The sequence below is a fragment of the Peribacillus muralis genome (assembly GCF_001439925.1).
Classification (GTDB): domain Bacteria; phylum Bacillota; class Bacilli; order Bacillales; family DSM-1321; genus Peribacillus; species Peribacillus muralis.
In genome coordinates, this window is sequence record NZ_LMBV01000004.1 from 291208 (window position 1) to 315943 (window position 24736).

General features: G+C 41.2%; 26 protein-coding genes. 21 read left to right on the forward strand and 5 right to left on the reverse strand.

The window, feature by feature from the left end; genetic code table 11:
• Positions 1–531 precede the first annotated feature (531 nt).
• The 6 genes from ASU00_RS07880 (at position 532) to ASU00_RS07905 (ending at position 7370) form a co-directional block, all read left to right on the forward strand.
• Positions 532–2166 (forward strand): peptide ABC transporter substrate-binding protein, encoded by a 1635-nt coding sequence (locus tag ASU00_RS07880; protein ID WP_236712649.1) that lies wholly within the window; start codon positions 532–534, stop codon positions 2164–2166.
• A gap of 130 nt (positions 2167–2296) precedes the next feature.
• Positions 2297–3226 (forward strand): ABC transporter permease, encoded by a 930-nt coding sequence (locus ASU00_RS07885; RefSeq protein WP_057912894.1) that lies wholly within the window; start codon positions 2297–2299, stop codon positions 3224–3226.
• Positions 3226–4155, forward strand: a complete 930-nt coding sequence (locus ASU00_RS07890; protein ID WP_057912895.1) for an ABC transporter permease — start codon at positions 3226–3228, stop codon at positions 4153–4155. Before ASU00_RS07885 ends, ASU00_RS07890 begins: the two co-directional genes overlap by 1 nt.
• A 49-nt stretch (positions 4156–4204) precedes the next feature.
• The gene (locus ASU00_RS07895) at positions 4205–5212 is read left to right on the forward strand and encodes an ABC transporter ATP-binding protein (RefSeq protein ID WP_057912896.1); all 1008 of its coding nucleotides are present in this window, start codon (positions 4205–4207) and stop codon (positions 5210–5212) included.
• Between the two features lie 13 nt (positions 5213–5225).
• Complete coding sequence (locus tag ASU00_RS07900) at positions 5226–6218, forward strand: ABC transporter ATP-binding protein (protein WP_057912897.1); 993 nt, start codon at positions 5226–5228, stop codon at positions 6216–6218.
• Between the two features lie 297 nt (positions 6219–6515).
• Complete coding sequence (locus ASU00_RS07905; protein WP_201786278.1) at positions 6516–7370, forward strand: crotonase/enoyl-CoA hydratase family protein; 855 nt, start codon at positions 6516–6518, stop codon at positions 7368–7370.
• Between the two features lie 215 nt (positions 7371–7585).
• Here the strand turns inward: ASU00_RS07905 and ASU00_RS07910 are convergent, their stop codons facing one another.
• Together ASU00_RS07910 and ASU00_RS07915 are read right to left on the reverse strand one after the other, a co-directional pair.
• Entirely contained in the window at positions 7586–7786 is a 201-nt protein-coding gene (locus ASU00_RS07910) for a cold-shock protein (protein WP_029714163.1), read from the reverse strand.
• A gap of 185 nt (positions 7787–7971) precedes the next feature.
• Positions 7972–8928 (reverse strand): D-2-hydroxyacid dehydrogenase, encoded by a 957-nt coding sequence (locus ASU00_RS07915; protein WP_057912898.1) that lies wholly within the window; start codon positions 8926–8928, stop codon positions 7972–7974.
• A gap of 111 nt (positions 8929–9039) precedes the next feature.
• Between ASU00_RS07915 and ASU00_RS07920 the strand changes: the two genes are divergently transcribed.
• From ASU00_RS07920 to ASU00_RS07940, 5 genes are all read left to right on the forward strand, one after another.
• On the forward strand, positions 9040–9588 hold the full coding sequence (locus ASU00_RS07920) for a GNAT family N-acetyltransferase (protein ID WP_057912899.1): 549 nt from the start codon (positions 9040–9042) through the stop codon (positions 9586–9588).
• Between the two features lie 188 nt (positions 9589–9776).
• Positions 9777–11234 (forward strand): CoA-acylating methylmalonate-semialdehyde dehydrogenase, encoded by a 1458-nt coding sequence (locus tag ASU00_RS07925; protein WP_057912900.1) that lies wholly within the window; start codon positions 9777–9779, stop codon positions 11232–11234.
• A gap of 69 nt (positions 11235–11303) precedes the next feature.
• The gene (locus tag ASU00_RS07930; protein ID WP_057912901.1) at positions 11304–12644 is read left to right on the forward strand and encodes an aspartate aminotransferase family protein; all 1341 of its coding nucleotides are present in this window, start codon (positions 11304–11306) and stop codon (positions 12642–12644) included.
• Positions 12645–12939: 295 nt separating this feature from the next.
• The gene (locus tag ASU00_RS07935) at positions 12940–13554 is read left to right on the forward strand and encodes an NUDIX hydrolase (RefSeq protein WP_057912902.1); all 615 of its coding nucleotides are present in this window, start codon (positions 12940–12942) and stop codon (positions 13552–13554) included.
• A gap of 93 nt (positions 13555–13647) precedes the next feature.
• Positions 13648–14439 (forward strand): endonuclease I family protein, encoded by a 792-nt coding sequence (locus tag ASU00_RS07940; protein WP_057912903.1) that lies wholly within the window; start codon positions 13648–13650, stop codon positions 14437–14439.
• A gap of 63 nt (positions 14440–14502) precedes the next feature.
• Here ASU00_RS07940 and ASU00_RS07945 read toward each other — a convergent pair whose 3' ends face one another.
• Both ASU00_RS07945 and ASU00_RS07950 read right to left on the reverse strand, forming a co-directional pair.
• The gene (locus ASU00_RS07945; RefSeq protein ID WP_057912904.1) at positions 14503–15555 is read right to left on the reverse strand and encodes a lactonase family protein; all 1053 of its coding nucleotides are present in this window, start codon (positions 15553–15555) and stop codon (positions 14503–14505) included.
• A gap of 246 nt (positions 15556–15801) precedes the next feature.
• The gene (locus ASU00_RS07950) at positions 15802–16269 is read right to left on the reverse strand and encodes a nucleoside deaminase (protein ID WP_057912905.1); all 468 of its coding nucleotides are present in this window, start codon (positions 16267–16269) and stop codon (positions 15802–15804) included.
• Positions 16270–16729: 460 nt separating this feature from the next.
• Here ASU00_RS07950 and ASU00_RS07955 point away from each other — a divergent pair, with 460 nt between their 5' ends.
• The 9 genes from ASU00_RS07955 (at position 16730) to ASU00_RS26650 (ending at position 22936) form a co-directional block, all read left to right on the forward strand.
• A complete protein-coding gene (locus ASU00_RS07955) occupies positions 16730–17140 on the forward strand; it encodes a hypothetical protein (RefSeq protein WP_057912906.1) in 411 nt (136 codons plus the stop codon).
• 425 nt (positions 17141–17565) lie between these two features.
• Complete coding sequence (locus ASU00_RS07960; protein WP_057912907.1) at positions 17566–18294, forward strand: amino acid ABC transporter ATP-binding protein; 729 nt, start codon at positions 17566–17568, stop codon at positions 18292–18294.
• A gap of 23 nt (positions 18295–18317) precedes the next feature.
• A complete protein-coding gene (locus ASU00_RS07965; RefSeq protein ID WP_057912908.1) occupies positions 18318–19145 on the forward strand; it encodes a transporter substrate-binding domain-containing protein in 828 nt (275 codons plus the stop codon).
• A gap of 111 nt (positions 19146–19256) precedes the next feature.
• A complete protein-coding gene (locus ASU00_RS07970; RefSeq protein ID WP_057912909.1) occupies positions 19257–19895 on the forward strand; it encodes an amino acid ABC transporter permease in 639 nt (212 codons plus the stop codon).
• A 14-nt stretch (positions 19896–19909) separates the two neighbouring features.
• Positions 19910–20560, forward strand: a complete 651-nt coding sequence (locus ASU00_RS07975; RefSeq protein ID WP_057912910.1) for an amino acid ABC transporter permease — start codon at positions 19910–19912, stop codon at positions 20558–20560.
• Between the two features lie 697 nt (positions 20561–21257).
• Positions 21258–21539 (forward strand): DUF4190 domain-containing protein, encoded by a 282-nt coding sequence (locus ASU00_RS07980; RefSeq protein WP_057912911.1) that lies wholly within the window; start codon positions 21258–21260, stop codon positions 21537–21539.
• 108 nt (positions 21540–21647) lie between these two features.
• The gene (locus tag ASU00_RS07985) at positions 21648–21968 is read left to right on the forward strand and encodes a type II toxin-antitoxin system HicB family antitoxin (protein ID WP_057912912.1); all 321 of its coding nucleotides are present in this window, start codon (positions 21648–21650) and stop codon (positions 21966–21968) included.
• 302 nt (positions 21969–22270) lie between these two features.
• Positions 22271–22696 carry a nucleoside 2-deoxyribosyltransferase gene (locus ASU00_RS07990; protein WP_057912913.1) on the forward strand — a complete coding sequence of 142 codons (426 nt, stop codon included), beginning with the start codon at positions 22271–22273 and terminating at the stop codon, positions 22694–22696.
• Positions 22697–22807: 111 nt separating this feature from the next.
• On the forward strand, positions 22808–22936 hold the full coding sequence (locus ASU00_RS26650) for a hypothetical protein (RefSeq protein WP_269085312.1): 129 nt from the start codon (positions 22808–22810) through the stop codon (positions 22934–22936).
• A gap of 358 nt (positions 22937–23294) precedes the next feature.
• Here ASU00_RS26650 and ASU00_RS07995 read toward each other — a convergent pair whose 3' ends face one another.
• Positions 23295–24041 (reverse strand): L,D-transpeptidase family protein, encoded by a 747-nt coding sequence (locus tag ASU00_RS07995; RefSeq protein ID WP_057912914.1) that lies wholly within the window; start codon positions 24039–24041, stop codon positions 23295–23297.
• A 221-nt stretch (positions 24042–24262) separates the two neighbouring features.
• Between ASU00_RS07995 and ASU00_RS08000 the strand changes: the two genes are divergently transcribed.
• Complete coding sequence (locus ASU00_RS08000) at positions 24263–24715, forward strand: YueI family protein (RefSeq protein WP_082630202.1); 453 nt, start codon at positions 24263–24265, stop codon at positions 24713–24715.
• Positions 24716–24736 lie beyond the last annotated feature (21 nt).

Genomic DNA, 24736 nt, shown 5'->3' on the forward strand with positions numbered 1-24736 from the left:
AACTATATTACACATTTGGAATCGCATTAATTTTCCGAATATTTAGAATGATTAAACGGAATTAAGTTAGGTGAACACACATGAATACTGACATTTCAGTGTATTTAAAAAACGGATGAAAATTTTTTTGTTCATTTAATGTGCCCTTATAATGCTATTTTCGCTTAATCTAGATCGAATTGTTCAGCAAAAAATTATTATCTTATGAAAAAGTACTCATTGGTTTATTGATTTTTTAATTTATTCGTAATATACTTAAAATTCAACATCTTTAATTCGAGGTATAGTACTTTTAGCGAGGTTAGAAAGTGGGTGGTTTTTACTGGTAAACTACCATTTTGGATGTTTAAAGTAAGAATCGTAGATTTATGCAAACGGTTCGCTAGATTTAATAAAGTGGATTGGATTTCTGCAATGTATGCTTCTAACTTTCCTCGCTATGTTTCATTACTATACGGAAGATTAATAGGTGGGAGAAGAATAAACTCTTAATTGGGAATATTCTTAGAAATATTAAAGGGGGAATATTTTTTGAAAAAGTCTAAATTTTCAGTGGTTGCTCTTCTTATGGCCATCATGCTTATCCTAGCGGCATGCAATGGCGGTTCGAAGGAAACTTCGAATGAAAAAGAAGGTGGGTCTGGTGACTCATCCAAATCAAAAGTGCTGAACGTGAACAACTCGAGTGAACCTGGTTCACTTCATCCAGCAAACGCTCAAGGAACTCATGAATCATGGATCCTTGAACATACGTTTGAAGGACTGACTAAGAAAACAGAAGAAGGTAAAATCGTTCCAGGTTCTGCAGAATCTTGGAAAATCAGTGAAGATGGATTAACATGGACTTTCAAATTGAAAGATGGCTTGAAATGGTCAAACGGCGATCCGCTTACAGCGCATGATTTCGAATATGCTTGGAAGTATGCTTTGAAACCAGAAACGGCTGCTGATTATGCGTACCAACTTTACTACCTTAAAGGCGGGGAAGCATACAACAGCAAAAAAGGCAAGGAAGAGGATGTAGGCGTTAAAGCGACAGACGACCTGACTCTAGAAGTTACTTTAGAGAAACCGACACCATATTTCCTTGATTTGACTTCTTTCTATACATTCTATCCAATCGATAAAAAGGTACAGGAAGAAAATCCAAAATGGGCTTTGGATGCAAAAACACACGTTTCAAACGGTCCATTCAAGTTAACGGAGTGGAAGCATAAAGAAAGCCTGAAAATTGAAAAGAATGAAAACTACTACGATAAAGACAAAATCAAATTGGATGCGGTTAACTTCGCTCTAATTGAAGATGAGAATACAGCATGGCAAATGTATCAGAGCGGCGAATTGGACTTAGCTTATCCACTGCCTGTGGATATTCAAGGTCAAATGGTCAATTCTGACGACAAAGAATTCAAAATGGGCAAAGAACTTGCAGTTTATTACTATAACTTCAATACAGAAGTGAAACCTTTCAATAATGCTAAAGTAAGGAAAGCGTTATCAATGGCAATCGAGCGTCAAAAAATCACAGAAAATGTTGCTCAAGGCGGACAAAAGCCTGCTTTCGGAGTAATCCCTCCGGGTATTCCTGATGCATCTGGAGATTTCCAGGAGAATACAGGTGACTTATTTAAGGAAGATGTTACCGAAGCTAAGAAATTGTTAAAAGAAGGACTAGCTGAAGAAGGTATGAAAAAATTACCTGACTTCTCAATTTTGTACAATACTTTAGATTCACATAAGAAAATTGCTGAAGCGGTTCAAGGAATGTGGCGTGATAACCTGGGTGTCGAAGTTACCCTTGAAAATGCAGAATTCCAAGTTAAGCTTGACCGTGAAAAAGCTGGTGACTTTGAAATTTCCCGTGCAGGATGGGTTGGTGACTATGTTGACCCGATGACATTCATGCTTTGGGAAACGGACGGCGCCTATAATGATTCAGGTTGGTCAAACAAAGATTATGATAATTTATTAAAAGAGGCAAAATCTACAATGGATCCAAAAGAACGCATGGATGCTTTGCATAAAGCAGAGAAAGTCATGATTGATGAAATGCCGATCCTTCCAGTTTACTTCTACACAAAACCATATATGGTTAAATCTAATGTTACTGGTGTTTATGCACCGATTAATGCTTATCCGAACTTTATTTACGCGGATAAAAAATAAGAAGGATTAACGTGAGATGGGAGGTATGTCCGATTTAGGACATACCCCATTTTCCATTACGAATTTGAATATTTCATGAATTCATTTCCGTTTTCAACTCCTTAGAAAATCGATGATTGGGGTGATTACCATGTTGAGATATACATTAAATCGTTTTAAATGGGCGATTATTACTTTATGGGCGGTTATTACATTAACGTTCATCATAATGCATACGATTCCGGGAAATCCATTTGCCAAAGAAGGAGCAATGCCTCCGGCTGTTTATGAAAATCTTCAAACCCACTATGGATTGGACAAGCCATTGCTAACCCAATATGGGAATTATTTATTGGAAGTCGTCCAATTTGATTTCGGTCCTTCACTAAAATCTTCATCCATTTCAGTGAATGATTACATCTTGAAGGGGTTTCCAGTGTCCTTGCATTTAGGTGCACAAGCATTGGTGATAGCCGTTTTCTTTGGTCTCATCCTCGGTGTAGTGGCCTCCCTGAAACGAAATAAATGGCCGGACTATCTTTCAATGGTCATTGCCATCGTAGGGATTTCCGTTCCTAACTTTATATTAGCAACTATTTTGATCAATTATTTCGCGATTAAATGGAACATATTCCCGGTTGCTACATGGGCAACATGGCAGCATACCATCTTACCATCCATTGCCCTATCCATGATGCCGCTTGCCTTTATTGCCAGGTTGATGCGGACAAGCATGCTTGAGGTAATGGGGCAGGATTACATTTTGACAGCAAAAGCAAAAGGATTGAAGCGAAGCGGAGTCATCATCAAGCATGCGATCCGCAATGCGTTATTGCCGATTATCACGATTCTTGGTATCCTAACGGCTAATATCGTGACAGGAAGCTTCATCATTGAACGTATTTTTGGTATCCCGGGCATGGGTGATATGTTCGTTAAGGGAATATCAAACCGAGACTACCCGGTCATCCTTGGTTCCACCATTGTGTATAGTGCAGTGCTTATCTTATTGATATTCATCGTTGATGTTGCCTATACGCTTATCGATCCAAGAATTAAAGTGACGGGGGAGAAAAAATAATGGCAGATAAAGCGCAGTTTACAGAGGATATGTTTCAACCCGCTGAAGGAAACTTTAAGGAAGCCGAAAAGATTGCGAGACCGACAGTTTCATACTGGTCTGACGTCTGGCGTCGTTTTAAGGAAAATAAACTGGCGATGACAGGATTCATCCTGATTATCCTCTTGGTCGTGATGGCGATTGTTGGTCCATATATTAACGGTTACACGTATTATGAACAGGACTTCGAGAAAAAGAATTTAAGTCCGAATAGCGAGCATTGGTTTGGGACGGATTCTTCAGGAAGGGATTTATTTACGCGAGCTTGGTATGGTGCGAGGATTTCCTTGTTCATCGGATTGATGGCTGCGTTGATAGACTTTTTGATTGGTGTGCTATATGGCGGGATTTCAGCTATCCGCGGCGGACGCACCGATAACATGATGATGCGTTTTGCAGAAGTGATCTATGCAATTCCTTACCTATTGATGGTCATCTTGATGATGGTTGTATTAGATCCAGGCATATTGCCGATCATTATCGCGATGTCGATTACAGGATGGATTCCGATGGCAAGGCTGGTAAGGGGACAAGTATTACAGTTAAAAGAGAATGAATACATTCATGCAGCGACCATATCTGGAGCCAACACGAGCTGGACGTTAAGAAAACATATGATTCCGAATACAATGGGACCGATTCTTGTCAATTTGACATTGACTGTACCATCAGCAATTTTTGCCGAAGCAACTTTAAGCTTTTTGGGGCTGGGAGTGCCAGCGCCGCAGGCAAGCTGGGGAACATTGACAAGTGATGCACTTGGTAGCATCTTGGTGGGGAATTTCTATCAGCTTCTTATCCCGGCAATCTTGATTTCCTTGACGATGTTCGCCTTCAATGTGGCTGGTGACGGTCTGCAGGATGCCCTGGATCCAAAACTACGAAAATAAATGAGTCCTAACATAAAGATTTGATATGACTAGAATAGGAGGGACGATGATGGAGAACCTATTAGAAGTAAACGATTTACACATCACCTTCCATACGTATGCAGGAAAAGTGCAGGCTGTCCGCGGCGTGAACTTTGAAGTGAAAAAAGGGGAAGCCGTCGCCATTGTTGGAGAGTCCGGATGCGGCAAAAGTGTCACTGCAAAATCTATCATGAGATTATTGGAAACACCTCCAGCAGAGTATGGAAAGGGATCAATTAATTTTGGCGGGAAAGACCTTATTAAAATAAGCGAAAAGGAAATGCAGAAGATTCGCGGAAATGATATTAGCATGATTTTCCAGGATCCGATGACTTCCCTTAATCCCACGACGAAAATTGGCAGCCAAATCATGGAAGGTATTTTGAAGCACAATAGCAACATCTCCCGAAAAGATGCATACGACCGAGCGTTAGAAACCCTTACACTGGTTGGGATTCCTCAGCCGGAAAAAAGGATGCAGCAATATCCGCATGAGTTTTCAGGCGGAATGCGCCAGAGGGCGATGATAGCAATGGCGCTAGCTTGTGAACCGAAACTATTGATTGCCGATGAACCTACGACGGCTTTGGATGTTACGATACAGGCACAAATACTAGAATTGATGAAAGATATTCAACGAAGAATGGAAACTTCCATCATCCTCATCACGCACGATCTTGGAGTGGTTGCGGAAACTTGCGAACGGGTTGTCGTTATGTATGCAGGGAAGGTTGTGGAAACGGGGACAGTTGAAGCGATATTTTCCAATCCGCAGCACCCGTATACAAGAGGGCTGCTCAAGACGGTGCCAAGGCTTGATATGGAAAAAACGGCCCCGCTGGTACCTATCATCGGATCGCCGCCGGATTTGTTGGATCCGCCTAAAGGATGTCCATTTTATCCAAGATGTGAATCTGCGATGAAGGTATGCAAAGACCATGATCCGGAACTAGAAGTAGTGGAAGAGGGACAGACAGCTGCGTGCTGGCTTCACCATCCAATGGCAAAAGCAGCACAGCTGCAAGCTAATGTATGAAGGAGGAGAACCAATGGTTTCGCTAAAAAATAAGACGGTAAAAGAAAAAACAGTCAACGAAAATTCTCCTCTTGTTGAAATAAAGAATCTGAAAAAATATTTTTCAGTCGGTTCTCAGACGCTGAAAGCGGTGGATGGTTTGGATCTCAAGATTTATCCTGGGGAGACTGTCGGACTTGTAGGCGAAAGCGGGTGCGGGAAATCGACGGCCGGTCGGACGATAACCCGCCTTTACGAACCTACAGATGGAGAAGTCCTTTTTCAGGGGAAAAATATTTTCGATTATAAACAGGGGGAAATGTCACATATCCGCCGTGAAATCCAAATGATTTTCCAGGATCCATACGCTTCCTTGAATCCAAGGATGAAGGTGGAGGAATTGATTGGCGAACCGCTTGCCATCCACGGTATATCCAAGGGAAAAGAGAGAAGAAAACGTGTCGAAGACCTGTTAAAGCTTGTTGGTCTAAGTCCGGAGCATATCACTCGTTTTCCGCATGAATTCAGTGGCGGGCAACGGCAGAGAATTGGAATTGCAAGGGCGTTGGCTTTAAACCCTAAATTCATCGTTTGTGATGAACCGATTTCTGCACTGGATGTTTCGATTCAAGCTCAAGTCGTCAATTTATTGAAAGAACTGCAAAAAGAAATGGGTTTGACTTATCTATTCATCGCGCATGATTTATCGATGGTCAAGTATATTTCAGATCGCATCTTGGTCATGTATCTCGGACGCATGATGGAGCTTTCGGATAGTGAATCCTTAACGAAGGATCCGCTGCACCCTTACACTCAAGCCCTGCTTTCGGCAGTGCCGATTCCTGACCCTACCATTAAACGGGAAAGAATCGTCCTTAAAGGCGATGTGCCAAGTCCGATCAATCCGCCAAGCGGCTGTGTATTCCGGACTCGTTGCCCTAAAGCGATGGAGATTTGCTCCAGTGCCGTCCCTGAATGGAAAGAACAAAAACCAGGACATTTCGTCGCTTGTCATTTATATTGGTAAACCCAAAAACCAGTTGCCCTTTGCAACTGGTCTTTTTTTATTTTTAATGTCGCACGTAATCATACATTTTGTCATAAAAATAATTCAAGAGGGGTATCAAAAGGGGTTTCGGAATGTTTTTCCGAAGTCCTTTTTGTTCATTTTAGGTAAGCGATGGTCAGGAAAAGAAATAATTTATCCGTTTATTAAAATAAATAACTGGGAATATACATATAAAACATATAAAATGTAATTATATGTAAATATAAAGAAATTTCTGTTGATTGCTTCAATGTGTGAGAGAAGGAGGGAATGATAGTGTATTCTACGATTACTAGTGAAATCATCGATCATGTGATGGTCGTTACTCTAAATCGTCCTGAAAAGCTGAATGCCTTTAATGAAAAGATGTGCGCGGAAATGATTCTCGCTTTCGATGAAGCAGACGCAAATGATGATGTACGTGCCGTTATTGTAACCGGCTCTGGCGAGTCTTATTGTGCAGGTATGGATTTGGAGAAAGGGGCGGCAACCTTTATGGACCATACCCCTTTGGTTGAATACCGTGATGCAGGCGGTGTTTTGTCATTACGGATTTTTGAGCTGAAGAAACCGATAATTGCGGCCATTAATGGGCCAGCTGTCGGGATTGGTATAACGATGACGCTGCCGATGGATATCAGGGTTGCTTCAACGGATGCTAAAATGGGCTTTGTATTTGCTCGGAGAGGGATTACAATGGAGGCTTGCAGCGGTTGGTTCTTACCTAGACTTGTCGGGATGGGGAAAGCCTCTGAATGGATTTTTTCCGGCCGGATGATTTCAGCCCACGAAGCATATGAGGGCAGGCTAGTGAACAAAATTGTCGAACCAGATCAATTGATGGCTGCAGCTATGGAAATCGCATCAGACATTGCCCAAAACAATTCTTCCGTTTCCGTGACCTTATCTCGGCAGCTGATGTGGACGATGCTCGGAGCTAACCATCCTGTTGAATCACATAAAATAGAATCGAAGATGCTCCATTGGACAGGAAAACAGCCGGATGCTCAAGAAGGAATTGAAGCATTCCTGGAGAAAAGGCAAGCTGATTTCAAAATGAAAAGCAGCACGGATATGCCTCCCTTTTATCCGTGGAGTACAGATCGAACGTACGAAGTGGAAAAGAAATGAATGAATGATACGTAAAATAAGTGCGTGATAATTTTTACTTTTCGGATAAATTAGGGTTTCTTATCTGAGTGTGGTATACTGTGTTTACCATTTACTAAACTTGTTTCATGTTACCCTATCCGAAGCGGATAGGGTTTTTTTTATTCTTTATGTTGCTTTTAATAAACAAAAAAACAGACCCTACAAGTAGAGTCTGTTATATATTGTATTTAAAATTATGCTTTTTGAACGTTAGTAGCTTGAGGTCCACGTTGACCTTGCTCAACTTCAAAAGTAACTTCTTGACCTTCGTCTAATGATTTGAATCCTTCGCTTTGGATAGCTGAGAAATGTACGAATACATCGTCTCCGTTTTCGCGTTCGATGAAGCCAAATCCTTTTTCTGCGTTAAACCATTTTACTTTACCTTGTTCCATTGTTGTTGCCTCCTAGTGTGAATCCACACATTGTGTTACTACCCTTGCTCAATCATTAGACGAAAAGTTTTTCACTTATCAATCTTCCCGAACAAAAATAATTCTTCTTAAATATAACAGATAATGTCGGAATCTGCAAGTAGACAAAGCAAGATTATTTATGGTGCCCAAACGCTAAAGAATTATTAATAGCCTTTTTTATAATCAAGTAAATTGGTTGAAGGTGCTTTACCGTTAAGATATTCCTTTAAATTTGGAATGAAAATATCCAGGATCAGCCGTTGGTCGTACAGCTCCGTGTCTCCCGATGTGTGAGGAGTAATCATGACATTATCCATTTCCCATAAAGGGTTAGTTTCTGGAAGCGGTTCTGTTTCGAATACGTCAAGGCCTGCTCCGGCAATTTGCTTGTCCAAAAGAGCTTGAATCAATTCGGGTTGGTTAACGAGCTTTCCTCTGCCTATATTAATGAAAAAAGCGGAAGGCTTCATAAGCTCGAATTCGTATTTGCCGAACATATTCTCTGTCTCTGCCGTCAAGGGCAGAGTCACGACAATATAATCGCACCTGGGAAGAAGGTCAGCCAATCGTTCCTGAGTGAACATTTCATCAACATATTCCTCGGCTTTCCCTGAGTGGCGCATCCCCAATACGGTCATGCCAAAAGCCTTGGCGATTTTTGCGGTTTCCTTGCCGATTTTTCCGACTCCAATGATTCCGATTGTCTTTTCGTGTATCTCCTGATGATTATTTGCCGGGCGCCAAGACTTTGCTAGCTGTTGCTGCATATATGTATCGATTTTTCTTGTTAAGGCAAGCATGAACCCGAAAATGGTTTCGGATATCGGAAATGCATGGACACCATTTGCCGTCGTTATTTGGACATTTCTTTGTTTCAAACTTTCCAGGGGCAGGCTGTTCACTCCGGCACTCCAGGTCTGTATCCATTTCACATCGCTTACTACGATGCTTTCAGACATGGAAGCTTTCCAGCCAGCGATCACTTCGGCATCAGTTAGATGATCCTTCCATATGTCAGGTGACCTTCCCGTGATTACCTGCCAATCGGGAACTAGTTCTTTCACTTTTTCCAATAAAGCCTCATTCAAGTTTTGGCTGATAATGAGTTTTCTTTTGGACATATCCATCCTCCTTTGTCATTTTTCTGAATTATACGTAAATTTTGTTTTTATTTCAATTGTGAACCGTGTTAGGATGGCTTTATTATCGAAATTAATGAAAGTGGTGTGATCATGAATATAAAGGATATATACGGAGCTTTGCCTGCCATCGAATCGAAGCGTCTAGTTATGCGGAAGATTACCATGGAGGATGCCGAAGACATGTTCGCTTATACATCGATTCCTGAGGTTTCCCGTTTCGTAACGTGGGAGGCACACCGTTCCTTAAGTGATACAAAGGATTTTATCCAGCAAGTCATGCAAAGTTATGAGGACCAAAAAATCGCTCCATGGGGGATTCAGCACAAGGAAAGTGGTAAGTTGATCGGTACTATCGACTATGTTACGTGGCAAGTGAATCACAATAGTGCAGAAATTGGATATGTACTCGCACCGGAATATTGGGGGAAGGGCTTGATTACGGAAGCTGTAAGGGAAATTTTGACCTTTGGCTTTGAACATATGAATCTTGTGCGTATTCAAGCACGCTGCTTTGTTGATAATTTGGGTTCAGAGCGAGTCATGCAAAAAGCAGGCATGTCTTTTGAAGGTATCGTAAGAAAAGGGATGTTCGTGAAAGGGAAGCATGTGGACCTTAAAACGTATAGCATCATAAAATGATTACGCCAAACAAGCCGGATGGATGAAATGTTGGGAGTGTCTGGAGTAACATGACAAAGCTTTCGTTCAAGTAAACAACACTATGTGCAAATATGGAGGCGAAAACTATACAAAACGTCTAATGTAAAAGGACCGATTGAAAATTATAATATAACTATTACATTGTGTTGAATGGGAGGGTTTCTAAAATGGAAGCGATCAAAGAAGTAGAAACATTGAAGAATTACATCGGTGGTATGTGGGTGGAATCCGCGACATCGAAGCATGAAGAAGTGCCTAATCCAGCGACAGGGGAAGCTTTGGCGATCGTACCGCTTTCCACTAAAGAGGATGTCGATAAAGCGGTGCAAGCTGCAAATAAGGCGTATAAAGAATGGAAAAGGGTTGCTGTGCCGAAAAGGGCGCGTTTCTTATTCCGTTACCAGCAATTGTTGATCGAACATTGGGAAGAGCTTGCCAAGCTCGTTACGATTGAAAATGGAAAAAGCTACACGGAAGCATACGGGGAGGTTCAACGAGGTATTGAATGCGTGGAATTCGCTGCAGGTGCGCCTACCTTGATGATGGGGAGCCAGCTGCCTGATATTTCCCCAGGGATTGAATCGGGCATGTATCGGTACCCAATCGGGGTTGTTGCCGGAATCACGCCGTTCAATTTCCCGATGATGGTGCCATGCTGGATGTTCCCGCTTGCGATAGCTTGTGGAAATACGTTCATCTTAAAACCATCAGAACGGACTCCGCTCTTGGCGAACCGCCTTGTTGAATTATTGACGGAAGCAGGCATACCTGATGGAGTTGTCAATATTGTACACGGTGCCCACGACGTCGTGAATGGAATTTTGGAGCATGATGATATTAAAGCGGTATCATTCGTCGGATCCCAGCCTGTTGCTGAATATGTATACAAAACGGCAGCCGCCAATAAAAAACGCGTACAGGCATTATCGGGAGCGAAAAATCACTCAATCGTCATGCCTGATGCGGACCTCGATAATGCGGTGACGAACATCACCAATGCAGCTTTCGGATCAGCCGGTGAGCGCTGCATGGCTGCTTCGGTCGTCGTTGCCGTAGGAGAAGTGGGAGATGGGCTCGTCGAGAGATTAAAGGCTGCGGCGGATGATATTAAAATTGGCAATGGGATGGATAAGGATGTCTTCCTCGGCCCGGTTATCCGGGATACGCATAAAAAGAGAACAGAGCAATATATTGAAATCGGGGAAAAGGAAGGGGCAACCCTCCTTCGTGATGGCAGGAATGAAGGAGATCAGGCAAGTGGCTATTACGTTGGCCCAACATTGTTCGATCATGTAAAAACAAACATGAAGGTATGGAAAGATGAAATCTTTGCCCCAGTCTTATCGATAGTTCGGGTCAATTCACTTGAAGAAGCGATTGATTTGACCAATCAATCCGAATTTGCCAATGGGGCCTGCCTCTATACGGATAGCGCTAAGGCCATCCGGGAATTCCGCGAAGAAATTGATGCAGGGATGCTCGGGGTGAACCTTGGGGTACCGGCCCCGATGGCGTTCTTTCCATTCTCTGGCTATAAAAGTTCATTCTATGGAGACCTTCATGCCAATGGGAAGGACGGAGTGGAATTTTACACGAGAAAGAAAATGTTGACGGCAAGATACTGATACGGTTAATAGGGTCGACGCCATATGTGCTCGGCCCCCTTTAGACATCATTTAGGAGGGGTGTGTCTTATGCAGGTTGAAAAACAAGGTCAGGATATCAAGACAATGGATAAAAAATACGTATGGCACCATATGAAAGGGGCCGACCCGAACCAAGGGACAATGGTGATCCAAAAGGGGCAGGGCGCGTGGATAACGGATGTGGATGGGAATCGTTATTTGGATGGGATGTCCGGTTTATGGTGTGTCAACGTTGGCTATGGACGCAGTGAACTGGCTGAAGCAGCCTACGAGCAGCTAAAGGAGCTTCCTTATGCCCCTTTAACGAACAGTCACATCCCAGCCATTAAGTTGGCCGGTAAGTTGAATGAGTGGCTTGGTGGAGATTATGTGATCTTCTTTTCTAACAGTGGATCGGAAGCGAATGAAATCGCTTTTAAAATCGCTCGGCAGTACCACCTGCAAAAAGGTGAACATGGCCGTTATAAATTCATCTCCCGTTACCGCGGCTATCACGGCAATTCAATGGGAGCCTTGGCTGCAACCGGTCAGGCACAACGGAAGTATAAGTATGAACCACTTGCACCTGGATTCCTCCATGTGCCTCCGCCTGATTCCTACCGAAACCCGGAGGATGAAAGCGGAGAAAAAAGTGCATCGGAAATTGAACGTACAATTACGTGGGAGTTAAGCGAGACTGTGGCAGCGGTGATCATGGAACCGATCATTACTGGGGGCGGAATTCTGATGCCGCCTGATGGATATATGAAGCGTGTCAAGGAAATTTGTGAAAAAAACGGTGTGCTTCTTATTTCCGATGAGGTCATTTGCGGGTTTGGGCGTACGGGCAAGAAATTCGGATTCATGAACTATGATGTAAAACCGGATATCATAACGATGGCAAAAGGCATTACCAGCGCTTACCTGCCTTTATCGGCGACCGCGGTAAAACGGGAAATATATGAAGCGTACGTCGGTTCGGATGATTATGATCGATTGCGCCATGTGAATACCTTCGGAGGCAATCCCGCCGCCTGTGCCCTGGCCCTGAAGAATTTGGAAATATATGAAGATGAGAAACTTATCGAGCGTTCAAAAGAGTTAGGACTTCGCTTTCTGAAAGAGCTAGAAGAAATTAAAGCACATCCCAATGTTGGAGATGTACGTGGTAAAGGTTTATTGGTAGGCATCGAGCTTGTTGAAGATAAACAGACAAAACAACCGATTGCCCTTTCGAAAATCAATAATGTGATAGCATCCTGCAAGGTAAAGGGGCTGATCATTGGCAAAAATGGCGATACGGTTGCAGGTTTCAATAATATCCTCACACTTGCTCCGCCGCTCAGTATTACTGAAGAGGATTTTTCCTTCATCGTGTCAACGGTAAAGAGTACTTTAGCTGAACTTTAAAAAAGAAGAACGCTCCACCCCAAGTTGAATTTTCAGTGAAGGCACCGTTAATCATGTAACGGTGCTTTTAGCCTTGTCCGATAAGCGGGATCATTTGATTAATCGTTGATCTGTAAAACCTGCGATGACTTTGAACCTTATTTATACGAAACGACTTTGCAATTGATAACGAGAATTGGAACCGTTTTCCTTGCATAGTGTTCAAGGATGTTTGAAAATGGAAGGATGATGATTGATCGAATGTTTATCGATTTTTGTATCGTCAATATTATCCGCAAAAAAAGAGGTGTGGGAGATGAAAAGTGAAGATATAACGAAAAAACTCATGGTGCATATCCCTGAAATTTTAGGGAGTGGGAATTTTTCAAAGTATGCGGTATTGGTGCCGTTAATCGAAAAAGAAGATGGGATGCACGTTCTCTTTGAAGAGCGCTCGCACAAATTAAGGAGGCAGCCCGGCGATATTTGTTTTCCCGGCGGAAAAATAGACAAGTTGGATCAGGATGAGCAGGCGGCAGCCCTTAGGGAAACGAATGAGGAGCTTGGATTAGGGGAAGAGGATATCGCTCATGTTTTTCCGATTGATTATTTGGTATCTCCATTCGGGATGATTGTGTATCCCTTTGCAGGAATAGTCCGTAACCATCAGCACATCATGCCTAATCCAGCTGAGGTGGAAACCACCTTCACTGTACCGCTTTCGTATTTTATGGAAAAACCTCCGGAGATATATTATGTGCAATATAAAATTGAACCGCATGAAAACTTCCCCCACGAGTTAATCGTTGGCGGGGAAAATTATAAGTGGCAGCCAAAACAGATGGAAGAGTATTTTTACATATATAACGATCGGGTCATCTGGGGAATGACAGCGAAAATCCTTACCCATTTTATTGATATTCTGCGTTAGACCCTTCTAAAGCACCTTTTTTTATCCAATCAATTCAATTAAACTTAATTTACGGAAGAGATGGGTTTTAATAGAATCGGGAGGGATGAGTGGATGAAGAATAGTTTTGAAGTGCTTGAAGAGGAACGCGTAATGGCCATGGCTGCACTTGTGGAATTCAGTGAAAATCGCGAATACTACGACCCAATCAAAGATCAGGAAATGAAGAAAGCGTACTATCAAGATGATTCCTTAAGCCGGGAGGGACTGAGGGATCTACTGGAATCGACTCATAAAAACCAGCTGAACTATTCACCGCATCGTCATGTTTACCCTTGGGTGGATTTACAGGAAAATGGAAAGTTGAAGAGTCTGTATTCCGGAAAAGGGATGGATCCCATTAAAGTCATCGAGGAAGATATCCGTATACTGGAAGTGTTGTCAAGCCAATCCGAAAAACTAGAGAACATGCTCGTCAATTGTGAACATGTCGTACCTCAATCGTGGTTCGATAAAAAAGAACCGATGAGGGGGGACCTGCATCACCTGTTTGCCTGTGAACCAAGCTGTAACAGCAGCAGAGGCAACTACCCCTACCATGATTTTGAGGATTATATCCCAGAAGTGGGAGCTGCCGGTATTAAAGCAGGTTGCGGCAAATCGGAAGAAGGTAAATTCGAACCTGAATATGGCAAGGGAATTGCAGCAAGGGCAACGATGTATTTTTCACTAAGATATGAAGGAATCATCAATAGCGGCCATGTGGACATGGCACTACTGTTGGAGTGGCATCGGCTATTTCCGGTCAGTACGTATGAAAAACATAGAAACCAAGCCATTCAGGAACTCCAGGGTAATCGAAACCCATTCATAGACTTTCCCGAAATGGCCGAGAAATGGTTATAAAGGTAGGATAATAAAAAAGGATGGAAGCTATAGAAGCTTCCATCCTTTTTGTAGATGATAGAATTAAAGAAATTTTACGCAAACGGGAAAGGGAACTTTAATATCCTTTTGCAAAAGAGTTAATCTTCCCGTATTTTCATTCCTTGAATATAGGGTCAGGCTCCCAGATTGTTCATTGGAAGCAATCAAAAATCTCCCGCTAGGGTCCATTGAAAAATCACGTGGCCAGTGCCCTTCCGTAGAAACGAGTTCGACAAAGGATAGCTGACCGCTCTCTTGGTCAACTTCATATACGGCTATACTGTCATGCCCGCGGTTTGCGGCATATACGAACCGGCCGTCATCAGAAATATGAATCGCGCTTCCTTGGTTGTTTTCCTTGAAATCATCTGGGGTGCTCCGAACCGTTTGTAATTCAGAAAAATGGCCGGTTTGGTCATCGAAGCTTAACACGATGACTTCGGGCACAAGCTCTGCCATCACATACGCGAATTTTCCATTAGGATGGAACGTTAAGTGCCTTGGTCCGCTGCCGGGAGCGACTGATAGGCTGTTTACTTCTTCCGGTACTCCATTATGTATTTTATAAGTGATCACTTTATCAATTCCGAGATCGACTACAGCAATGTAACGTTCATCTGGTGTGAAGCCTGCGAAGTGGGTGTGTGCCTTTTCCTGACGCTCCTCATTCGGTCCACGGCCTTCGTGACGAATGGTGGATGATAGAGACAGGGGAATCGCATCGGACTGGAGCTGGTATGTTTCGATTAGCCCGTCTCCATAATTGGAAGTGATCAAAACTTCTTTCTTGCTGTCGACACTGATATGACAGGAAGAACCATTGGGTGTAAGCTGTTTGCCAAGGTACGTCAGCTCGCCTGAATCTCCAGTAATGGAATAGGCAGCGACCCCGCCGCTTCCAGCTTCTTTTAAGATGGCGTATAAATTCTTTTTGTCCTCGCTGATCGTAACATAAGTTGGATCGGTCAATTCGGCTGCCAGGACCGGTGTGCTGAGTGTCCCCTCTGCAGTATCTAATGTAAAGCGGTATATGCCTTTGCTGTCGCCTTTTGTGTACGTTCCGATATATCCGATGATCTGTTGATCATTCACCATATAAATCCCCTCCATGAGTTTTTTGTTTATACTGTATTTTAACATAGATGGAACCCAATATTCTTTGCAGAGATCTTATTATGTTGGAAGCCCTTTTTTGTCCAGAAAAAAACCCCGACTAAGGGGACAAGTCATCCTAGCAGGGGGGGGATGTCTTTTTTACGTAATACAAACCCGCAGTTAGTTCAAGAAAAAATGAAGCGAATGGCGATTTGTCCTTTTGATGATCGACATTCATCTTGCTGGTTAGTAGTTCACTCTTTCATTATAAGCCTGCCATGCCTGAAACGGTGAATCGTGTCCGGTACAAGACAATTTATCCATTTTAATGGTGCGCTTTTCGAATGGTAAGGAAAGTTCTTGGTAAATAAAGTGATCATCAAAACCGATGAGTCCGGCCTCTTCTTTCGTGCTTGCAAAGTAAATCGCTCTTGGGCGTGCCCAATAAATGGCTCCAATGCACATCGGGCAAGGCTCACAGCTTGTATAGACATCACAATCTGTTAGCTGGAAGGATTGTAGGTTTCGGCAAGCATCACGGATGGCTTGCACTTCGGCGTGAGCTGTTGGATCTTTGGCTGTCGTCACATTATTGCATCCTTTTCCGATAACTGTACCATCTTTTACGATAATCGCGCCAAACGGTCCTCCATTCTTCGTCAATACATTTTCATGTGCAAGTCGAATCGCCATCTCCATGAATTTTACGTCCATATTAAACACCCCTTAATCAGTTTATAAACAAAAAAGGTTTGATGGTACATTACGTTTGTAAAATAAAAAATATACCACATCCAGAGTGATATGGTAGTTTTTTGAAAATATTTTTCGTGAAGATTGTTGTTTTTAAAACGCAACTATTTTCGGTTGATTGGAGCGAAAATCAACCACACTGCATTATTTGGTGATTAGCAACAATGTATGCGAAAACAGCTTTGGAAATAAAGGATAAATAATTAATGTTAGAACCTATAACATTGAACGAAGCTCCTTAAGTAAGGTAAATCAGAATTGTTGCACTCCACAATATGCCTTCGGTTCAAAGGTTGAGTCGTTTGCTTCACGATTGTAAAATGGTTTAGCAATTTGTCGGAACGTAAGGGTATTGCTTTTTTAATTTTTCGAGCTGGTATATACTTTTCAAATGCCTTGTATTTAATTGGGGAGGGATTTTATGTTTCAGTCAAAAATTAAACTATCCAATTCTGCAAAGATTGAAGCTATTTTAAGGGGAATCGTCAGCAGGAACTATGAAGAAGCACGAAAGGAAAAACTTCTCTTATGCATGGAATGTGGAGACGTGGATCTATATATCGCTTCCTCCAATAATGATGAGCTCCAAGATGCGATTAATGAAAACTTCGAATTTGATCAATATGGCGAAATCATAAAGCAGGAAGACCATCAGGAATTGATGGATGATTTATACGATTATTTCCTGATCCTGCATAAGGAAAGTGATATGTTTGATTTTTTTCCAGTTGGACCCTATGAGGTGGCAGGGGAAGAACGTGAATCGGAAACGGATATGCTAGCGCCAAGAGGCCTATTTTCAGCACCGTTCGAAGATGCTATGAAGGAATGAGAAAGACAGCAGAAGCTGTCTTTTTTTTGCGTTCTTAATAACTAGTGCAAATACAAATTATTTATGGGAAATAAATACACTGGGAAACCATTTTATATATGCACGTTTTATGGGATATGGCAATAGTATCATGAAATATAATAACATTTTTAACAAATTAAAGTTTATATGGTAATTTTAAGTAGCATTAGATATAATAAAATTGTGAATATTGAATATATTATTTAAATTACTAGATTAAAATAACAATAAATCAGCTATTTTTAACAATTGCTAGAGATGAAATGGGAAATAATGCGGAAAGGGCTTATGGTAAGGACAGGCAATGAAGATGAATTCAAGCGTGATATATGTAAGGGTGCTAATGAATACATAAAGAATTCTGATTATTATAAACTATTACAATTGTCGCAGGGAGGCTAATTATGATTGTTTTTGATGGAGTGAATAAGTATTTTGGTGATTTTCATGTGTTGAAAGAAATCGATCTGACAATCAACAAAGGAGAGGTGGTCGTGGTCATCGGACCGTCCGGCTCAGGAAAAAGCACCTTGCTGCGATGCATCAATCGCCTAGAGACGATTTCAGGCGGTTCACTTTCCATTAATGGTTTAAATGTTGCCGATAAAAAAACGGACATAAACAAACTGCGCCGCAATATCGGTATGGTCTTCCAGCATTTTTATTTGTATCCTCATAAAACCGTGCTTGAGAATATCATGCTTGCCCCTAGGAAGGTTTTGGGACAATCCGAAGCGGAAGCGAAAAAGATTGCCCTTAAATATTTGGAGAAAGTGGGGATAGGAGATAAAGCGAATTCATTTCCTTCCCAGCTTTCAGGTGGACAGCAGCAGCGGGTTGCCATTGCTAGAGGTTTGGCAATGGGACCGGAAATCATGCTGTTTGATGAACCGACCTCAGCCTTGGATCCAGAAATGATCGGCGAGGTATTGGATGTAATGAAGGCCCTTGCTCATGAAGGGATGACGATGGTGGTGGTCACCCACGAAATGGGGTTTGCCCGTGAAGTGGCAGATCGAATCGTATTCATGGACGAAGGCAAAATCTTGGAAGAGGCAACACCGGCTGAGTTTTACGCCAATCCTCGTGAGGAGAGGGCTCGTTTATTCCTTAGCCGTATATTAAATCATTAAATTAGAAAACAGGGGTGATTCACATGTTGAAGAAAAAGAAATGGGTGAAGCTTTCTTTGCTATCGTTACTCGCTGTCATCTTATTAGCAGGATGCAGCTCTGGCAAGGATGCTGACAAGGGTAAGGAAGACGGAAGCAAAGGCAAAGATACCGATGTCCTTACACAGGTGAAGGAAAAGGATGAGATTGTGTTTGGTGTCAAAAATGATACAAGATTATTCGGCTTGAAAAACCCTAGTACTGGTGAAGTTGAAGGGTTTGATATTGATATCGCGAAAGCTCTTGCAGCTGAAATTCTGGGTGATGAGAATAAAGTCAAGTTTAAGGAAGTGACTTCAAAAACAAGGATGGCATTGTTGAATAATGGAGATATCGATGCAATTGTAGCAACGATGACAATCACCGAAGATCGCAAAAAAGAAGTCGACTTCACGGATGTCTATTTCGATGCTGGACAATCTTTGTTAGTCAAAAAGGGCAGCGATGTCAAGGGTATTGATAGTTTAAAAGGAAAAAAGGTATTGGCCGTCAAGGGCTCTACTTCTTCCATAAATATTCGTGAAAAAGCTCCTGAAGCCCAAGTGCTAGAATTCGAAAACTATTCCGAAGCGTTCGCTGCACTTAAATCCGGACAAGGGGATGCATTGACTACGGATGATTCCATCCTTTATGGTATGGCGGATGAAGATCCAAGTTATGAACTTGTTGGCGGTACATTTACGGAAGAGCCTTATGGTATTGCTGTTAAAAAAGGTAATGAAGATTTTGTTGCCGAATTGAATAAAGCACTTAAAACACTTAAAGATTCAGGCAAGTACGAGGAGATCCATGATAAATGGATTAAACACTAATGCCATTTTTCTGAAAATATGTAGGGTAGATGGACTTACCTTACATTTGTACATTTTTTTCTGTCGGGATGAGCGAATTGCTCATCCTTACTAGTTAAAGGAGTGAATGTCGTGCTTGATTTCTCCATTTTAACAGAGAATCTGGATATGTATTTATTGGGCTTTAAAAATACGATACTGTCGAGTTTGATCGCATTAGTCGCGAGTTTGATCCTTGGTATACTAGTAGCCATCATGCGGATTGCCCCGATAAAGCCTCTAAATTGGCTTGGAACCGCCTATGTCGAATTCATTCGTAACATACCGTTATTGATCATTACCTTTTTCTTCTTTCTCGGTCTTAAGCTTAGCGGTCTATATGCAGGAACGTTAGCCTTAACCATTTATACTTCATCTTTCATAGCCGAGGCCATTCGGGCCGGGATATTGTCCGTGCCAAAAGGACAAATGGAAGCCGCCCGCTCATCAGGCTTGAGTTATGGACAAGCAATGAGGCTCGTCATTTTGCCACAGGCAGTTAAAATAGTCATTCCGCCTCTCGGTAACCAATTTATCAATCTTGTTAAAAATTCGTCCATTTTAGCCGTGGTCGCCGGACTTGACCTCATGTACCATGGAGATTTGATTTCTTCGCGGACTTTTGTTGTGTTCGATGTCTATATTTTTGTTGCCGCGTTTTATTTAATTCTTACCATTCCTTTAAGCATAGGCGTTGGTTATTTAGAAAAACGCCTGGCTAAGAGTAATTGAGGGAGGTATAATGTATGGATTTTGCAGGTGCCTATTCAGCGGATAATCTTGCGTTTCTATTAGAAGGATTTTGGGTAACGCTTAAGGTAGCTTTTATATCGATCATTTTAAGTTTCATAATTGGCGGGATTATCGGGATAATCCGTTACGCAAAAGTGCCGGTATTATCACAACTATTAGCTTTGATTGTTGAAACGGTCCGTAATTTACCGTTATTATTAATCATATTCTTTACTTATTTCGCTTTACCTGAGATACGCATTAAACTCGAAATCATTCCTGCAGCCATCGTAGCCTTGACGATTTTCGAGTCAGCCATGCTTTCTGAAGTGATAAGAAGCGGGTTAAAATCCATCGATAAAGGTCAGATGGAGGCTGCCCGGTCATCAGGGTTAAGCTATACACAGGCATTGATACATATCATTTTGCCCCAGGCGCTTCGCCGCATGGTTCCGCCCATCGTCAGCCAATTCATTTCCCTATTGAAGGATACATCATTGGCGGTCGTGATTTCATTGCCGGAGCTGACCCATCATGGGCAGATTATCTATGGACAGAGCCAAAAGTTTTTAATACCGATTTTGATCCTGGTTGCTCTTATGTATTTCGTCGTTAACTATAGTCTGTCATTGGTGGCACAAAGACTTGAACTGAAACGAACGTAAACATACAACTTACTTAATAAATATAGGGCGTTTCAGACTGACTGAAGACAAACTCAATAAAAATCGAGTTTGCCTTCGGTTTTTTAGTTTAAAAACTGTCAAATGGAAGTTGAAGCCTCTCGCTTTCCAAGCAGGGTCTCACTCACGAGCCAATCGATGTTGCGTGAAACAAATATAAAACTCCTATTGCCGGTAATTTAAGGATTCATACTTTATCCGTTCCATTCCACTTTCCGTGAACATGAAGATGGAATCCTGTTTGCTCACATTTTCGGAGGATTTGTACTTAAATCGTTTCATTGCACTGCAGGCGCTCCCTTTCCGCGGGCGCGGTCCTTGAGCCTCCTCGGCTTTCGGCCTGCGGGTCTCAAGTAGACGCGCATTTCTAAGCAGGAGTCTCGCACACTCGCTCCAATTAACTCTGTGTGAAAAAATGAAGTTAAACTTCGATGCACATAGTTTTGGAAGGCTAAGACTTTGGATGTTCCATCCCTCAACGTTTTAGATTAGAACCAAGATGCCAATGCCTGCACTGAAAAAAACATTCAATAAACACCCATAATTAGATTTCCATCTAATATATATACAGTCTGTGACTCATTTTTTATGGCGCAGTCGAAGTGTTCGAGTGCATAAAAATTGAATCTTTTCTTTTCATTGGCCGTATATATAAAGATAAGAAGGACGGTGGGCAAATATGGATGAAGTTAAACGGAGCAATAGCAAAGCGATTGTCACCCTGATTTTGGGCGTGCTATCCCTGCTTACTCCAGTTATCGGTATCATATTGGGTGTATTAGGCTTGGTTTTCGCATCAAGAAGCAAAACAGAAATGAAGCTTACAGGGGAAACAGGGAATGGCTTGGTGACAGCTGGAAAAATATGCAGTGTAATCGGAATAATTTTGAATCTACTCGCGATTTTGATTTTCATTGTGTTTTTTTATTTTGTCGTGAATACGGGCATTACCACCTATTGATGAAAAAATAACTTGACAAACAAAGAAAAATGAAGATAAACCACTTTTTAAAAGAAATTTATGTTATTATTAACTAATGATTCTAAATATTCATGAAGGGATGATATTTTGACCATTCAAATCTTTGAGTACCCGGCCGTATTCTATTATGAAAAACATCCGTTGATTATGGATTCTTTCTCTGTTCAAGTTTGTTTTCCGGATTTCAGGCAAGAGGGATTTATTTCATCTGTTAGCGGTAGGAATCGGGTAGATGCCTTAGCTTGTGCTCAAGAACTGTTGGAAACCATGGTCGAACATTTCATTCACGATAAAAAAACGATACCCGATGCAAGTGAAATGGAAAAGGTGAACCTTGATAGGGGAATTAATATTTGTGATGGTGCCCCATTTCGAATTGAAATAGAAAATATTATATATGAAAAATAAAAATCTTGCCTGATAGAGGACAAGATTTTTATTTTGGATTCGTATTGGCGAATGAAAGGGGATTCACACCAACTCCGCCCTTTATTTAAAATACGATATGGAAAGTGATCAAGGGCTAAACTACTCGTTTAAGTAATTATACGAACAAGGCAAATTAATAACGAAAGGTGATGGAGTTACTTTGTGTCATTAATAAATTTTTTATTTTGGGGAAAGGATATTGCGTTCTTTATAACGAATATGTATAGTATAGGTAACGTAGGTAAAAAGTATCAATATCAAAAGATTTTGGAGGTGTATCCGTGAAATATTATATGGCATCAGACGAAAAAAATATGAAGCAAGTAAGGTCCTTGGTTAAAAAATTGACGTCAAAAGGGTTTTTATGTGTGAATGACTGGAATGTACAAGCTGATGAAGAAGCTGACCCAATTGCTGACGGCATTAGCGATTATGAGAAAAAGGGAATTGAGGAAGCTGATTTTATGCTGATTTTCCTAACTGCAGGAAAGGGGAATCTTTCCGAGCTTGGATATGCTTTGTCATTAAATAAGAAAATTATTGTATATTCACCGGAAAAAGACAACTATCATATTAATAAAAAATCGATTTTTCATAACCTACCCGAGGTAACCATTTGCAGCGGTACACTTTATAAGCTGGTTAAATTGATACATACACTTTCTCAGGCAAATTCAGAAAAAGATCATTCCGTTCATATTGATTAATTGTCAAATATAAAAATTAAACGGCTACCCTCTTATAAAATATCTTTTGAACGTATTGTTTATTATATTTTAAATGAGGGTAAAGACGATTAAAAAAGGGAGAGGACTGTATTGGCTATTATTGATATCGACCAGTTATTGCTTGCTACTGAAGAGATTGCAGAAGAATCAGTTCCATTCCATCTTGTTACATTTGACATTGATCAACTTTTAGATAAAACGAATTACTGGAATTATTAAGGTTTCTTTAATTGGAAAAACCTAATTACCAAAGGTAATTAGGCTTGAGGCTGCTTGAGAGGGAAATTAAAATTGGCGTCCTTTTACAAGTCCTAAAATTACAAACATTAAGATTGTACCGATAACGAAGGTTGATTTTATGATATTAATGAGAAGTTCATCGTACATTTAATTTACCTCCTTTTATGTAATGAAAGACAGTGCGATTATGATTCGCTGTTTCTGTATAAATTATATCACAAAGCCTAAATGTGGTGGTGGGAAATTTATGTCGGTATGGGTAATGTTGTGTGGTTGGATGTAAAATGGCCATTAAAAAATGATATCCTTTTAAATGGATATCATCGAGAATATCTTGTTATTTTATTCCGAGCGCCTTTTTCGTTTTGGGCCCTACGACCCCATCAGCAGTAAGTCTCTTCGCTTTTTGAAATTTCTTTACGGCTAGTTCAGTGTTTTTTCCAAATTCCCCGTCTATTCCTTTCGTGCTATATCCAAGCTTAGTTAACCTTTTTTGCAGTTCAACTACTTGAGGGCCATTACTTCCTTTTTTCAATGTCGAATGGGCAGAATTCACAGGGACACTCCCAGGACCAGTAACTTTATACCCGTTTTGAGCAGCAATTGAAGCAAATGGTTTTTTAGAACTGGCAATCAAGACCACCGTATTCATACTCACCTTATCATACAGCCATTGAACATCTCCATTATACATTCGGATACAGCCAGCACTTATATATTTCCCGATGGAGTTAGCGTCATTATTGCCATGGATGGCATACGTATTCCCCGGTGTATTGCGTGCGTTAATCCCCATCCAACGCTTTCCGAGAGGATTCTTTGGATCTCCTCCCCTGATGTTGCCTTTGTAATAAGGACGATTCACAATCTTTGTCACTACCTTGAACTTTCCTTCAGGGGTGTAGGAAGCCTTCTTTCCTGTAGCAACAGGAAACACCTTCACTAATTTGTCATTCTCATAAAACGCAAGCTGATTATTGGCCTTATTGATGATTATCAGTTGTCTTGATGCCGCACTTCCTGAATGTTCGAACCCAAAAAAACTAAAGACGAATATCAGTGCAAATATTATCACTTTGTTCATATTTTTCCCCGTCCCTTATTAAAAACAGTTATATATTCACGCATATACTATCCTATGCATGCTGCTTAACAAAAGTGACAATTTTTTATCGGGAGGGTACATTTAATGGCGGCAAAGAGTCAGACGCCTATTTTACTTTTTTATTTGATCCATTAAGAATGAAGAACACTGTTTTTGGCCATATTACATACATTATTGAAGTGAAAGTGGAGGTGGGATAAGTGTCACGCCCAAAAGTCGAAGACTATCTAGAACAAGGGATGTATGGTCCTAAAGAAATCAAGCCCGGTGAACGAAGAGAATTTCTTGGCACCTTACGAGAGCGCGTCGTCATCGTCTTAAAGAAAAGCCAAGTTTTTGAAACAGATGTCTATCCGGAGATTGAGCAAATGATGAAACAGCACTCCGGCGCAGATTTGTTATTGAATGGTCAGATGGACTACCAATACCTAGGTAAATACATTAAATTGGCCACGAGTCATGATATACCGTATAAAATTGTCCTGAACAAAGATCATGACACTGAATTGGGTCTGGTCCTAGCCGAAAAAAATGCGATAAACAATGAAGAAATATATATAGAAAAGCAAAAAAAAACCATTCAGGTTGAAAAAAAGAAGAGCAACGAATCGAAATTAAAAAGTTGGGTTAAACGAATATTAAACAAACGCTGATGAAAGCATGAAGGAAAACAT

Coding starts and splice junctions, on each gene's coding strand:
- ASU00_RS07960 (WP_057912907.1), top strand. CDS start 17,566: ATGATTGTTTTTGATGGAGTGAATAAGTATTTTGGTGATTTTCATGTG.
- ASU00_RS07980 (WP_057912911.1), top strand. CDS start 21,258: ATGGATGAAGTTAAACGGAGCAATAGCAAAGCGATTGTCACCCTGATT.
- ASU00_RS07885 (WP_057912894.1), top strand. CDS start 2,297: ATGTTGAGATATACATTAAATCGTTTTAAATGGGCGATTATTACTTTA.
- ASU00_RS07930 (WP_057912901.1), top strand. CDS start 11,304: ATGCAGGTTGAAAAACAAGGTCAGGATATCAAGACAATGGATAAAAAA.
- ASU00_RS07890 (WP_057912895.1), top strand. CDS start 3,226: ATGGCAGATAAAGCGCAGTTTACAGAGGATATGTTTCAACCCGCTGAA.
- ASU00_RS07920 (WP_057912899.1), top strand. CDS start 9,040: ATGAATATAAAGGATATATACGGAGCTTTGCCTGCCATCGAATCGAAG.
- ASU00_RS07955 (WP_057912906.1), top strand. CDS start 16,730: ATGTTTCAGTCAAAAATTAAACTATCCAATTCTGCAAAGATTGAAGCT.
- ASU00_RS07950 (WP_057912905.1), bottom strand. CDS start 16,269: ATGGACGTAAAATTCATGGAGATGGCGATTCGACTTGCACATGAAAAT.
- ASU00_RS07925 (WP_057912900.1), top strand. CDS start 9,777: ATGGAAGCGATCAAAGAAGTAGAAACATTGAAGAATTACATCGGTGGT.
- ASU00_RS07910 (WP_029714163.1), bottom strand. CDS start 7,786: ATGGAACAAGGTAAAGTAAAATGGTTTAACGCAGAAAAAGGATTTGGC.
- ASU00_RS07940 (WP_057912903.1), top strand. CDS start 13,648: ATGAAGAATAGTTTTGAAGTGCTTGAAGAGGAACGCGTAATGGCCATG.
- ASU00_RS07915 (WP_057912898.1), bottom strand. CDS start 8,928: ATGTCCAAAAGAAAACTCATTATCAGCCAAAACTTGAATGAGGCTTTA.
- ASU00_RS07965 (WP_057912908.1), top strand. CDS start 18,318: ATGTTGAAGAAAAAGAAATGGGTGAAGCTTTCTTTGCTATCGTTACTC.
- ASU00_RS07995 (WP_057912914.1), bottom strand. CDS start 24,041: ATGAACAAAGTGATAATATTTGCACTGATATTCGTCTTTAGTTTTTTT.
- ASU00_RS07975 (WP_057912910.1), top strand. CDS start 19,910: ATGGATTTTGCAGGTGCCTATTCAGCGGATAATCTTGCGTTTCTATTA.
- ASU00_RS07900 (WP_057912897.1), top strand. CDS start 5,226: ATGGTTTCGCTAAAAAATAAGACGGTAAAAGAAAAAACAGTCAACGAA.
- ASU00_RS07935 (WP_057912902.1), top strand. CDS start 12,940: ATGAAAAGTGAAGATATAACGAAAAAACTCATGGTGCATATCCCTGAA.
- ASU00_RS07895 (WP_057912896.1), top strand. CDS start 4,205: ATGGAGAACCTATTAGAAGTAAACGATTTACACATCACCTTCCATACG.
- ASU00_RS07945 (WP_057912904.1), bottom strand. CDS start 15,555: ATGGTGAATGATCAACAGATCATCGGATATATCGGAACGTACACAAAA.